14 protein-coding genes are annotated in these 12,733 nt (G+C 63.9%); 12 read left to right on the top strand and 2 right to left on the bottom strand.

Annotated features, from left to right (window positions below; all coding sequences use genetic code 11):
* Positions 1-3 precede the first annotated feature (3 nt).
* From mdcE to RBJ75_RS08000, 10 genes are all read left to right on the top strand, one after another.
* The gene (gene mdcE / locus RBJ75_RS08045; protein WP_044413345.1) at positions 4-888 is read left to right on the top strand and encodes a biotin-independent malonate decarboxylase subunit gamma; all 885 of its coding nucleotides are present in this window, start codon (positions 4-6) and stop codon (positions 886-888) included.
* A gap of 23 nt (positions 889-911) precedes the next feature.
* Positions 912-2,012 (top strand): AMP-binding protein, encoded by a 1,101-nt coding sequence (locus RBJ75_RS08040; protein WP_044413348.1) that lies wholly within the window; start codon positions 912-914, stop codon positions 2,010-2,012.
* 105 nt (positions 2,013-2,117) lie between these two features.
* The gene (mdcG, locus tag RBJ75_RS08035; protein WP_080901086.1) at positions 2,118-2,831 is read left to right on the top strand and encodes a malonate decarboxylase holo-[acyl-carrier-protein] synthase; all 714 of its coding nucleotides are present in this window, start codon (positions 2,118-2,120) and stop codon (positions 2,829-2,831) included.
* Position 2,832: 1 nt separating this feature from the next.
* On the top strand, positions 2,833-3,042 hold the full coding sequence (locus tag RBJ75_RS08030; RefSeq protein WP_044413354.1) for a biotin/lipoyl-containing protein: 210 nt from the start codon (positions 2,833-2,835) through the stop codon (positions 3,040-3,042).
* A gap of 157 nt (positions 3,043-3,199) precedes the next feature.
* Positions 3,200-3,631: a malonate transporter subunit MadL gene (gene madL, locus RBJ75_RS08025; protein WP_044413357.1), complete on the top strand. Its 432-nt coding sequence runs from the start codon at positions 3,200-3,202 to the stop codon at positions 3,629-3,631.
* Between the two features lie 14 nt (positions 3,632-3,645).
* On the top strand, positions 3,646-4,410 hold the full coding sequence (gene madM, locus RBJ75_RS08020; protein WP_276156700.1) for a malonate transporter subunit MadM: 765 nt from the start codon (positions 3,646-3,648) through the stop codon (positions 4,408-4,410).
* 96 nt (positions 4,411-4,506) lie between these two features.
* Entirely contained in the window at positions 4,507-5,277 is a 771-nt protein-coding gene (locus tag RBJ75_RS08015) for an energy-coupling factor ABC transporter ATP-binding protein (protein WP_080901148.1), read from the top strand.
* Positions 5,274-6,023 carry an energy-coupling factor transporter transmembrane component T family protein gene (locus RBJ75_RS08010; protein WP_044414898.1) on the top strand — a complete coding sequence of 250 codons (750 nt, stop codon included), beginning with the start codon at positions 5,274-5,276 and terminating at the stop codon, positions 6,021-6,023. The genes RBJ75_RS08015 and RBJ75_RS08010 overlap by 4 nt, the downstream gene beginning before the upstream one ends.
* Positions 6,020-6,598, top strand: coding sequence for a biotin transporter BioY (locus RBJ75_RS08005; protein ID WP_044414896.1), 579 nt, complete (start codon positions 6,020-6,022; stop codon positions 6,596-6,598). Before RBJ75_RS08010 ends, RBJ75_RS08005 begins: the two co-directional genes overlap by 4 nt.
* Before the next feature lie 257 nt (positions 6,599-6,855).
* Complete coding sequence (locus tag RBJ75_RS08000) at positions 6,856-7,278, top strand: HutP family protein (protein ID WP_234707479.1); 423 nt, start codon at positions 6,856-6,858, stop codon at positions 7,276-7,278.
* Between the two features lie 42 nt (positions 7,279-7,320).
* Here the strand turns inward: RBJ75_RS08000 and RBJ75_RS07995 are convergent, their stop codons facing one another.
* Positions 7,321-8,229: a LysR family transcriptional regulator gene (locus tag RBJ75_RS07995; protein ID WP_044414894.1), complete on the bottom strand. Its 909-nt coding sequence runs from the start codon at positions 8,227-8,229 to the stop codon at positions 7,321-7,323.
* Positions 8,230-8,273: 44 nt separating this feature from the next.
* Positions 8,274-9,191 (bottom strand): LysR family transcriptional regulator, encoded by a 918-nt coding sequence (locus tag RBJ75_RS07990; protein WP_052629004.1) that lies wholly within the window; start codon positions 9,189-9,191, stop codon positions 8,274-8,276.
* A 313-nt stretch (positions 9,192-9,504) separates the two neighbouring features.
* Between RBJ75_RS07990 and RBJ75_RS07985 the strand changes: the two genes are divergently transcribed.
* Together RBJ75_RS07985 and RBJ75_RS07980 are read left to right on the top strand one after the other, a co-directional pair.
* On the top strand, positions 9,505-10,491 hold the full coding sequence (locus tag RBJ75_RS07985; protein WP_044414892.1) for an AEC family transporter: 987 nt from the start codon (positions 9,505-9,507) through the stop codon (positions 10,489-10,491).
* 129 nt (positions 10,492-10,620) lie between these two features.
* Positions 10,621-12,654, top strand: coding sequence for a molybdopterin-dependent oxidoreductase (locus RBJ75_RS07980; RefSeq protein WP_052629003.1), 2,034 nt, complete (start codon positions 10,621-10,623; stop codon positions 12,652-12,654).
* Positions 12,655-12,733: the final 79 nt, after the last annotated feature.

Raw genomic sequence — 12,733 nt, 5'->3', positions numbered from 1 at the left:
AACATGGACACACTATTAGGAAAAGGCCGGGAGGCGGTCGATCTGATCGTCGATCCCAACAGCTTCGCGCAGGACAAGGTCGGCTCGCTCGCCTTCACCGATGCGACCTTCGGGCCGGGCGCGGTGGTCGGCGAGGCCAAGCTCGACGGCCAGCTAGTGACGGTGATCGCGTCGGACGCGGAAGCTTTCAACGAAAAATTCCCGGTGGTTTATTCCGGCATCATCGGCATGGAGGAGGGTTACAAGATGGCGCAGGCCGTCTATGCGAGCCTCGCCGCCGACGCGGCCAAGAAGCCGGAGCAGAAGCGGGCGATCATCCTGGTCGTCGACACCCCCGGCAACGGCCCGGGCAAGGTCGAAGAGATCTTCGGCATGAACAAGGCGACCGGGGCCTATCAGTTGGCCCTCGCGGAAGCCCGGCTCGCCGGACATCCGATCGTCGCCATGGTGGTCGGTCGCGCGATTTCCGGGGCCTTCCTATGCCATGGGTTGCAGGCCGATCGGATCCTGTCGTTGGATGCAAAATTCCAAACCATGATCCACGTCATGCCGATCACGTCGGTTTCGCGTATCATCAAGAAGGACATCGAAGTGCTCGAGGAGTTGGCCAAGAGCAACCCGGTGTTCGCCGCAGGCCCGACCTTCTTCTACCAACTCGGCGGTGTCGAGGAATTGGTCTCGGAGATCCCGGCGATGCGCGAGGCGATCATCAAGCAGGTCGCCGAAATCCGGAAAGCCAAGGCTGAAGGACTGAACGCCGTGGGCCCGCGTGGCCGCGGCAAGCTCGGTCAGGAGCGTGGCGGCCGCAAGGTTCGTCCCGAGGTCCTGGCCCGGTTGAACGCCGAGTTCGCGGCGGTGCAGGCCAGATTCCGGCCGCAGGCGAACTAACAACCCGAAGGGGGAGTGGATCGATGTCAGACGCACTTGATCAATACGCTGCCGCGGCCGATGCCTTCAGCACGGCGCCGACCTTGGCCGAAATGCCCCGCCGTACGCTCGCGGACAAGGGCATTGCGGGGCCGACGGCGGCGCATGTGATCGAGGAGATCCACACCCCCTTCAACCTTGCCTATGTCACCTTCACCACCGGATCGTCGGCGTTCCAAAACATCGTCGGCGTCGCCCACACCGAAATCGAAGCCCGGTGCGAGGCGACCCGGCGGGTGATGGAGGCGATTGGCGCCAAACCGGGCGACCGGATGTTCGTGACCTATCCGCCGCTGGTCAACGTGTTCTCGAAAGAGGCGCTGGACCGTTGCGGCATCGAATGGTTCTTCCTCGAGCGCTCGAGCCGCGCCGCTTTCATCTCGACGTTCTGCCGAGAGCGGCCCGATATCGTGCTCGGCGAATCGTCCTTCATTCGCGCCAGTCTGGCCGAAGCCAAGCAGCTCGGCCTCGCTGCCGATCTGCCGGCGGCCTGTCGCATCGTGGTTGCCGGTACGCCGCTCGATCTCGATCTGCTGACCGAGGTCGCGGCGCAGGGCTATCAGGTCCATGACCTCTATGGCTGCCAAGAATTTGGCTGGTTGACGCTGAACGGTCGGCCGGTGCGCGACGACCTGTCCTTCGTGCCGTCGCCGGCCGGTGACGGATTTCGCGAATTGGTGGTCGGCGGCCTGCCGATGGGCGACAGCTTCCCGATTTCGGAATCCGGTCACGTCTGCGATCCGGCCGGCAAGGTCATCACCTATCGCCGCCGGCGCACCTATCCGGAATATGAGGTGGTGATTACCAAGACGCCGGTGGCCTCGCATGAGACGCTGGATCGCGCCGCGCGCACCATCTTACGCATCAAGAGTCGCGTGGTGAAGATCGCGACCGATCTTCAGACCTCGTGCGACGCCACGGAATTGCGGCTGGTGCCTGGTTTCGGCAGCGCCGACAGCATCGAGGCTGCGCAACTCCTCATCACCGGGCCGGTGGCGACACAGGCTCTCGACGATCTGGTTCGGGCTCAGATGGAGGTGCAGTCGACCTCCAAGACCGATCCGGTCTGGCACAAGAAGCGCTGAGCAAACTACCCGGCGAAGGGTTTCGCCGGTTCATGAGATGACGCGTTTATCCCTCCAGGGGGAAAACGCGACGGGAGACTATCAATGCTAGGTTCGCGACACACCATGGTGGAGTTCTCGGTCGAGGAGCGGTTGCGCTCCGCCGAGACCGTGTGTCGCGGCTTACTCCCGCCATTCCGTCATCCGGCGCTGGAAGCGCGCGTGCATCGCGTGTTCGCGTCGGAAGCGGTGCCGGGAATCATCTGCGCCGCGAAGGGGCCGTTGCCGCGCGGCTATTTGCAACTCGGCGTATCATTTCCGTTCCGCGACGACGGTTCGCGCGTGCGCGCGTCGTTCGCGCTGCCGCCGAAGCGGATCGGCAAGGCGCATTCGCCCTACGAGGTGTTCGGTCGGCTGCAGGGCGACGCGTTCGAGGGCGCCGCCGCGCTGAACAGCCTGCGCGCGCTATGCGAGTCGCATGGCGTCGAGGTCGGCCTGTTCGGGTCGGCGGCGCTGCAGATCCTCACCGGTCTGCCCTATCTTGAAACCAATTCGGACGTCGATGCTGTCGTACGTCCAACGAGCTACGCCAAACTTCGCCTGGTTCACGCCGGTCTTTGCGATCTGCGGGACGAATACAAGCGCAAGTTTGACGTCGAAGTGACGCTGCCGAATGGCGCAGGCGTCAAACTCAACGAACTGATGTCGTCGAAAACCACGGTCCTTGGCCGCGGTATCGACGGCGTCCGTCTCCTGGACTGGGCCGCCACCGTGCGCGCACTGGACCAATCTGAAAGCTCGTCCGTGTCGGACGAGCTGATCACAAACGAGGAAAGTTAAGATGGAACTCAAAGCAAAGATGCCCAGCAAGGTCGAATCGATTGCCGTTGCCGTTGGTGACGTCATCAAGACCGGCACCCCGGTCGCCGTGTTGGAAGCGATGAAGATGAAGAGCCCGCTGGTGTGCCCGATCGACGGCACCGTGAAGTCGATCGCAGTCGCGGTCGGCGATCGCGTCAAGCCCGGCGCGATCATCGTCGTCGTCGAGTAACCAATTGCCTGAACCGCGGCCTGCCTAGTCGCAGGCCGTAGTTCAGGCAATCGCATCACCTATCCGACACGCTCGAGATGGCTCGGGCGTGAACGCTCAAACTTGACCTGAAAACACGTCCGACAAAGGTCGTCCGTGCTCAGTGGGGAGTAATGAAATGGTCATCTACGGTGTGATGGTCCTCGGCCTTTGCATGTTCATCGGCACGGCGATCGGCCTTGGCCTCGGCAATCTGTTGAATATCCCCGGCGATATCGGTGGCGTCGGCTTCGCCATGTTGTTGCTGGTGTTTGTGACGCCATGGTTGAAGAAGAACGGCTGGCTTCCGAAGCCATCGGAAGACGGCATCATGTTCTGGAACGGGATGTATATCCCGGTCGTGATCGCGATGGCGGCAACCCAGAACGTCGCGGCGGCGATGCACGGCGGCGCGATCGCGTTCGTCGGCGGGCTGCTGTCGGTGATCGTGTGCTTCGTCTTGATCCGTCCGCTTTCGGCTTTGGCAGGGTCCGCGACCTCGACATTCGGCGATGAGACCGAGGCGCCGTCGGCTGCTCCGGTTGTCGTAGCCCCGTCCGTTAAAGCCTGATCAGGGAGAGTGACATGACTGCTTTTATCACTAGTTTGTTCGGCCCACGTCAGCTGATCTTCGCCTTCGTCGTCGTCGGCCTGCTGACCTGGATCTGTTACTCGTTCTCCAAGCACGTCACCAAGAACCGCATCCACGGTTCGGCGGTGGCGATCATCATCGGTCTGGCGCTGGCCTATTATGGCGGCATCACCACCGGCGGCAAGAAGGGCATCGCCGACGTCTGGATGTTCTCCGGTTTCGCCCTGATGGGCGGCGCGATGCTGCGCGACTTCTGCATCGTGTCGACCGCCTATGGGGTGAAGCTGTCTGAACTCAAGAAGGCGGGTCTCGGCGGCGTGTTGGCCCTGGTCATCGGCACCGCGCTGGCCTTCGCGATGGGTGTGTTGGCTGCTTATATCTTCGGCTATCGCGATGCCGTGTCGCTCACCACGATCGGCGGCGGTGCGTTGACCTTCATCGTCGGCCCGGTCACCGGCTCGGCGTTGCACGCATCTTCGGAGGTGATCGCGCTGTCGGTTGCCGCCGGCGTGGTGAAATCGATCGCCGTGATGATCCTGACGCCGTTCTTGGCCAAGCCGTTCGGCCTGACCAGCCCGGCTTCCGCAATCGTCTATGGCGGCCTGATGGGCACCACCAGCGGCGTGGCCGCGGGCCTTGCCGCGACCGACGTTCGGATGGTGCCTTATGGCGCATTGACGGCGACGTTCTACACCGGATTTGGTTGTCTGGTGACGCCGTCGGTCCTGTTCCTGGTGATGAAGCTATTCTTCGTCTGATGAACTAGACTGCGAATGGCCGCGGCAGCGAGATCTGCCGCGGTCCTCATTTGTCGACAATTCGGCGCGGTCGCGTCGAAGCTCCCAGAGGCCGCCATGAATATCCACTCGATGCTGTTCGGCAAGGTCGCACAAACCCCGGCGCCAGCGTTGTTTCCGCGGGCGGATAGTGGGGCAGAGCAGGGCGCTCAGGCGATTGCATTCTGCGATGTGTCGTTGATCCGGGACGGGCGCGAGGTGTTGCGGCAGGTCGATTTCCGGGCCGACGAAAGCCGAATCGGCATCCTCGGCCTGAACGGCTCCGGCAAGTCGACATTGCTGCGTCTGATGATCGGGCTGGTGGCGCCCTCCAGCGGCAGCGTGACGGTCGATGGGCTGGATCCGCGTCGCGATGCCGTCACGGTGCGCGACCGCACCGGCTTTCTGTTTCAAACTCCCGACAATCAGATCGTGTGCCCGATCGTCGCGGAAGATCTGGCCTTTGGCCTGAAGGCGCGCGGCTTGACGCCGGCGGCGGTCACCGACCGCATCACCGAGAGCCTGACGCGGCTCGGCATCGCCGATCTAGCGCCGCGCCGGGTCCACGAACTCTCCGGCGGCGAACGCCAGCTGGTCGCATTGGCCGGCGTGCTGACGCGTCAGCCGGTCACGATCCTGTTCGACGAGCCGACCTCGCAGCTCGATCTCGCCAACCGCAACCGGTTTCGCCGGCTGCTCGCCGGAATGGCCGAGCAGGCGATCGTTGCGACCCATGATCTCGAGCTGGTCGAGGATTTCGATCGCGTGCTGGTGATCGACGGCGGCCGCATTCTCGTCGACGCGTCGCCGGCCGAGGCCGTCGCGCGCTACCGCGAGCTTTGCCAATGATCGGCGCCGCGAAACGCTGGGTGGCCGCGGCGCCGCTGGCGCGGATTCCGGTCGGCTGGAAACTGATCGTGCTGGCCGGGCTCGGCGCCAGCCTGGCATTTGTCCACAATCCCTGGATCCTCGCCGCCGCGGGCCTGTTCGCCTGTTGCGCTTTGCTGGCGACCGAAGTGGCACCGCGCGTGCTGTGGGGCGGCATCAGGGGCCCCGCTATCATTGTCGGCTGGATCGGCCTGTTCGAATGCTGGAGCCATGGCCTGGCCTCGGCGGGCATCGTGACGGCGCGGCTGCTGATCTTGATCGGATTTGCCCAGGCGGTCACAGCCAGTTCGTCGGTGTCGGCGATGACCGCCGCGATCGAGGCGGCGCTGTGGCCGTTGCAGCGGATCGGGTTGCTCAATGCCGAGCGGGCCGGTCTGACGCTGACCTTGACGATCCGCTTTGTGCCGCTGATCGTCGATGAAATCGCGCAGATCCGCGAAGCCCAGGCGATGCGCGGGCTCGATCGCTCGATCGTCGCGCTGGCGGTGCCGCTGGTTGTGAGAATCATTTTGCGCGCGCAGGACCTCGCCGACGCCATTGATCTGCGCGGTCCGCCGCCTCGTTCCGGCCAAGGCCCCGGCGCGACGGCGGTCGTCACCGAAGCCCGCGCCCGCCCTGATGCCATCAGCGACCGGGAGGGCGGTGCCGTTCCCTGCGCAGTCCCCGCTTTCGGATGCGATACCAATCGAGGAGACCGTCGACCATGACACCGCAATCTGCCGCAAGTTTCGGAACCCGCGACCTCGCCCTGGTCGGCCTCGCGGCCGGCCTGATCGTGGGCCTTGGGGCGATTCCGCCGATCGTGATCGGCATCCTGCCTGTTCCGATCACGCTGCAGTCGTTCGGCGTGATGCTGGCCGGCCTGATGTTCGGGCCAAAACGCGGCGCGCTGGCCTGCTTGACGGTTTTGGCGCTGGTCGCCGCCGGCCTGCCGGTGCTGTCGGGCGGTCGCGGCGGCCTGGCGGTGTTCGCCGGTCCGACGGTGGGCTACCTGCTGGCCTGGGTGCCCGCGGCCTATACGATCGGATTTCTGGCGATGCGCGCCGAAGCCTTGCAACGGCCGCTGTCGCGCGCCATCTTCTATCTGGTTGCCACCGTGTTGGGCGGCATCGTCGTCCTTAATCTTGGCGGCATGCTCTGGCTCTCGGCCGTCAGCCATATCAGCCTGACCACCATCGCGGTCGGTTCGCTGGCGTTCTTGCCGGGTGACCTGATCAAGGCCGTGATCGCGGTGCTGGTGGTGCAACGGGTCGAAGCGCTGCTGACATTGCCGCGGGTCTGAGGCAATCGTCTGCGACGGTCGATTTCGGCGCAGCTGCGTGTGTTCGGGTCAATTGCTCGCAACGGGTGTGGTCGAGATTGAATCAAGCTGAAACGGATTGGCAAGGCTATCTACTATATCCCGGTACATAACAGGCCTATAAGCCCACAGAAAATCTGGTAACTGGCCCAATCACACGATGATTCGGTTTGCTCCGCGAGGGACACCGGATGCGTGGCTGGCGATGGCGCCGTCTACTGCAACGCGAGGATACCCCCGTGCAATTGGAGTTGAATGCCAGCCGGATTGGCAAAGTGGCGATCATGTTGGCGATGTCCTCGAATGAGGAGGAAGCCGAGTTCAAGGCCAAGATCGCCAACGAAACCAGTTTCAAATTTTCGGTGATGTGGGTCAGCGGTCGCAAGACCGAGATCAACAAGAGTTTTCCACGCTCGATCCTCAACGCCGCGCTGAAGAACCGCACGATCGAGGACCGACCGGGCGCGACCCATGCCTTGATCCACGCCGGTCTTGAGGCCATGGGCGGGCTCATTCCAACGATTCCCGGTGACAGCAGCCTGAAGGTCAAAGTTGTCATCATCGCCGACGCGCATTGGGTGGCCGTGGTCGCCTATGGCGAATCCGCCTTTCTGCCCGAGACCAATCACGAGCGGATCGGCATGGGCGTGATGCATCTGTGAGCCTGTGACGGCGCTGCGGCTTCGTGCCGGCAGCTGCCAGCGCTATCCGGTCTCGATGTCGTCGTCGCGAAAATCGACCTTGGCACGCGCCGAGCGGATGAAGGCCAGGGCGGCGGGGTGATCGATACCCTCGCGGTGCGCCAGCGCCACTTCCGATGGTTGAATGCCTGAAAGATCCCGGATCGCCACGTTGGGCAGGCGATAATTCCGTAGCGACGCCGGCGCGATGGCGATGCCGACCCCGGCGGACACCAGCGACATCAGCGAATACATGTCACTGGCCTCGTGCGTGGCGGCCGGACGAATCCCGCTTTGTTGCAGGGCGTCTGCCAGCGTCGCGGCGTAGCCCGGCGCGTTGCGTTTCGAATAGGTGACGAAGTCGGCGCCGTCGAGGTCGCCCAGGGCGAGCTTGGATTTCGACGCCAACGGATGCGAGGCCGGCAGGAATAGCTGGTAGGGCTCCTTGTGGACCAGGATGGTGCACAGCCCGCTTGGCTCGCGCAGCGGAACACGCAGGAAGCCGATATCGAGCGCGCCGCTGGTCAACAGATCGACCTGCTCCGCCGTCAGATGATGGCGCAGTTCGAGCTCGACGTCCGGCGCCTGCTTGTGAAACTCGGCGATCAGCGGTGGGATCACATAGGCCGCCGCAGTCGAGATGAAGCCGATCCGCAATCGCCCCATCTTTCCCGCCGCCGCCAGCCGCGCCCGCTCGACGGCGCGCGCGCCCAATGCCAGGATTTTCTCGGCCTCGGCGCGATACAGCGTGCCCGGATAGGTGAGGGTGGTCTGCTTGCGCGATCGCTCGAACAGCTCGACGCCGAGTTCGATCTCGAGCTTGTCGATCTGGGTGCTGAGCGCCGGCTGGCTCAAATGCAGGCGCTCGGCCGCGCGGGTGAAATGCAGCGTGTCGGCCACTTCCAGAAAGCATCGCAATTGGCTGAATTCCATGTCGCGGCTCCTTGGGGCAGGTCGAGGGACGCCGCGGCGCCGGCTCAGGCGTTGGGCATAGGCTGGTTTTCGGCCGCCGCGCGCTGGGCGCGACGGGTGAGGTCGATGAACAGCCGAGTTGCGGGGCGGGTGTCGTCCTTGCGAAACGCGATGGCGATCTCGGCCGCGGGCAACCAGCTCGCGTCGTGGAACACCACCCCGGGCAGCTGATAGTTGCGCGTGGAGATCGGCGCCACCGCGATGCCGATGCCGGCCGCGACCAGCGCCACCATCGTATACATTTCACCGACCTCCTGGACGATGAGCGGGTGGATCGCGTTGCTGTTCAGGCTGCGCATGATCAGGTCGTGATAGCCCGGCGCGTTGCGGCGGGCATACATGATAAAGGGCGAGCCCTGCAGGTCGCGCGACCGGATCGCCTCCTGCCGCGCCAGCGGATTGTCGGCCGGCACCAGCAGGGCGTGACGTTCGGTGTAGACGCTGGCCATTTCGACGTCATGCGGCATGATCAGCGGCAGGCGGATGAAGGCGATGTCGAGCGTGCCGGCCTTGATCATGGTGAGGAGATCGATGGTGACGCTGTTTTGCAGACTGAGCGCGACCCCCGGATGAACCGCGCGAAACTCGCTGATCAGTCGCGGCAGGAAATCGGCCGTCGTGGCTGTCGAAATGAATCCGATCTTGAGCTGGCTGATGATTCCAGTGGAGGCGCGGCGCACCCGTTCGCTCGCCTGCTCGGCGCAGGCCAGCATTTCGGTGATCTCTGCGCGGAACACTTCGCCCGCATAGGTCAGCCTGGTCTGATGCCGATCGCGCAGCAACAGCTCGACGCCGATCTCCTCCTCGAGCGTCTTCATCGCCAGGCTCAGCGCCGGTTGGGTCAGCCCCAGCTTGTCCGCCGCCTTGCGGAAATGCAGCTCTTCCGCGATCGCCAAAAAGGCTTTGATCTGCCGGTTCTTCATGGGGTGACCGCGCCGGCTGATCTCGGTCGCAAGGGCCGAGCGGCAGTTATGATGATTTGAAAATCTTATCACGCCTAAGTTTAATGTCTAGTTTTGTCTTGATGGTCTGCGCCGATATGGCAGGAGTTACAGAGGTTACTGCGCAATCGATCCGAATATCTGATCACCATAACAGAAAAGACGATTTCAAAACCGCCTCTGGGGCGAGCATGGTCCGGCCTTGATCGCTATGCGGGGGACGTTTTACGAGCTCGCGCTTGGCGGCTTCCGCGCCCTTTGCATCTTCCTTTCCCGCTTCGAACGGTAACTCCCGATGGCCATTTTTGAATCCCTCAGCGGGGTCTACAGCTGCATGCTGATGATCTCGCTCGGCTACTACCTGACCCAGATCAAATGGTTCAACGAAGACGTCGGCCAGCTGTTCTCGAAGCTCGCGATGACGGTGACGATCCCGCTCTACATGATCGTCAGCATGATGAAGTCCTACAGCAAGGCCGACTTGCTCAATCTCGGCGCCGCCGTCATCGTGCCGCTGTGTTCGCTGCTGGTGCTGTGGACGATCGGCACCGTGGTCTCGAAACTGTGCAACGTTCCCGACCACCGCCGCGGCGCGTTTCGGGCGATGTTCTTCGTCTCCAACAGCGCCTTCGTCGGAATTCCGGTGAACATCGCGCTGTACGGCGACAAGGCGTTGCCGATCGCCGTGATGTATTATCTGGTGCAGTCGCTGCTGTTCTGGACCCTTGGCGCCTATGGCCTCGGCCTCGACGGACCCAAATTCGCCCGCCACAAGGGCGACGAGACCGCCGACCTGACCGCGCCGAAGATCTTCAGCCAGACCACGCTCAAGAAGATCCTATCGCCGCCGCTGATCGGCGCCTCGGTGGCCATCGTGCTGATCCTGCTCGGCGCCAAGCTGCCGACCTTTGCCACCAGCACCATGACCTATCTGGGCGGCATGAGCACGCCGCTGGCGATGTTGTTCATCGGCATCGCGATCTATGTGGCCAATCTGCGCAGCGTCCGCATTTCTACGGATATGTGGATTCTGGTCGCGGCGCGCTTCCTGATCGCGCCGGCGGTGACGATCGTGGCATGCAATCTGTTCGAGGTGCCGAGCTTCATGCGCAACGTTCTGATCATCGAATCGTCGATGCCGATCATGACCCAGGTCTCGATCGCGGCCCGGGCTTACAAGGCGGATGCCAATTACGTCGCCGTGATGACGGCGCTGACAACCGTGATCTCGCTGGCGACGATCCCGGCCTATTTCATCCTGCTCACTTATGGTGTGCTCTGAGCCCAACCGAAGCCGGCGTCCGCCGTCGAGGTCCCGAGCGAATGTGGCATGTTCTGCTGGTTGAAAGTGGTCGTGGCAGGCGGCGGCGGATTCTGACCAATTGGCGAGTATCGTCGATTGGGAGTGATCATGGATATCAAGCGGGTGGTCTGCGGGCACGATTGTCCGGACATGTGTTCGTTGCTGGTGCAGGTCGAGGACGGCCAGGTGACCCGCGTGTCGGGCGATCCGGAGCAGCCGTTCACCGCCGGCTTCGCCTGCGCCAAGACCAATCGCGACGCCGAGCTGGTGCATTCGCCGGATCGGATCCTGACTCCGCTGCGCCGCGTCGGCGCCAAGGGCGGCCGCGACTTCAGGCCGATTTCCTGGGACGAAGCGCTCGACGAGATCACCACGCGGTGGCAGGCGATCATCGCCGACCACGGCCCGCTGGCGCTGCTCGGCTACGCCTATAGCGCGCATCAGGGCCAGTTGAACCGCGGCCTGGTCAACGGCCTGTTCCATGCGCTGGGGACCAGCCGGCTGCAGGCCGGCACCGTCTGCGACACCTGCTGCGAGACCTCCTGGGACATGACGGTCGGCCCGGTCGGCGGCACCGATCCGGAAACCGTGGTCGATTCCGATCTGATCATCGCTTGGGGCTGCGATCTGGTCGCCGTCAACGTGCATTTCTGGGCGAAGGTCGAGGCGATCCGCAAGACCAGGCCGGACGTTCCGCTGGTCGTGATCGATCCGCGCCGCAGTCGCACCGCGGAGCGCGCCGACTGGCACATTCCGATCCGGATCGGCACCGACGCGGCGCTGGCACTCGGCGTGATGCATGTGCTGGTGCGCGATGGCTTGTGCGACCGCGCCTATCTTGCGCAAAACACGCTCGGCTTCGACCGGCTCGAGCGCGAGACGCTGCCGCGCTTCACGCCGTCTTATGTTGCCGAAGTGACCGGGCTGAGCGTCGCCGATGTCGAGCGGCTGGCGGCGATGTATGGCAAGGCGAAGACCTCGTTCATTCGGCTCGGCGAGGGCATGACAAGGCTCGCCAATGGCGGCCAAGCGCTGCGCGCGGTGAGCACGTTGCCGGCCTTGACCGGCGCCTATGGGCGGCGCGGCGGCGGCGCGCTGCTGGTGACGCCGGGCTCGATGCCGTTCAACTATGGCGCGATCCGCAAGCCGTCGGGGCTGGCGGCGACGCGGTTGGTCAATCATCTGCGGCTCGGCGAAGAATTGCTCAACATGGAGAGCCCGCCAATTCATGGGCTGTTCGTCTCCGCCAACAATCCCGCCATCACCTGTCCGGAAGCCAGCAAGGTCAGGCGCGGGCTGTCGCGGGAGGATCTGTTCACCGTGGTCCACGATCCGTTCATGACGATGACGGCGCGCTACGCCGACATCGTCCTGCCGGCGACGACCTATCTTGAGACCGAGGATTTCTATCGCTCCTATGGCTCCTACTACATGCAATACGCGCCGCGCGCCGTGGAGCCGCAGGGCGAGGCGTGGTCGAATGTGAAATTCGCGCAGGCGATGGCAGCGCGAATGGGTCTGCAGGACGCCGTCTTCCGGCTGCCCGAATCCGAACTGGTACGCGCGCTGTTCGACGGCGCCGGGGAGGGCATCCCGGCTTTCGATCCGGCGTTGCTCACCGCCGGTCCGATCAAGCTTTCGCAGCCTGATGCGCAAAGTTTTGGGACGCCCTCGGGCAAGCTCGAGATCTATTCGGAGACCCTGGCGGAAATGGGCGTGAGCCCGATGCCGGACTGGAAGCCGGACGCCGAGGAAGCGCGCGATGCCGCCAAATGGCCGCTGCGGTTGCTGACCGCGCCGGGCTATTTCCAGCCGCACACCGCCTATGAGGGCGTGGCGTTTCTCCGTCAACGACAAGGACCGGTGGTCTGCATCATGCATCCGGACGATGCCGCGCAACGCGGCCTCACCGAGGGCGATGTGGTGCGGTTGCACAACGACCGGGCGCAGATCCGGATGGTGCTGACCATCAGCGACGAGGTGCAGCGCGGCGTCGTTCTGGTGCCGGGCCAGCGCACCGATGTCGATTCCGAAGCCGGCACCGTCAACATGCTGTGCTCCGACCGCTACACCGATATCGGCGAAGGCGCGACCTATCAAAGTACTTTTCTCGACGTGGCGAAGTGGGAGGCGGCGGCCTGAGCGCCTGAATTCAAGAGGCGACACGTCAAAGTCGTCATTGCGAGCGGAGGCCGGCGCGAAGCGCCGACCGACAGCGACG

Source organism: Rhodopseudomonas sp. BAL398 (assembly GCF_033001325.1).
Classification (GTDB): domain Bacteria; phylum Pseudomonadota; class Alphaproteobacteria; order Rhizobiales; family Xanthobacteraceae; genus JARJEH01.
The sequence above is the reverse complement of the archived record's forward strand: the minus strand, read 5'-3'. Positions and strand labels throughout refer to the sequence as shown.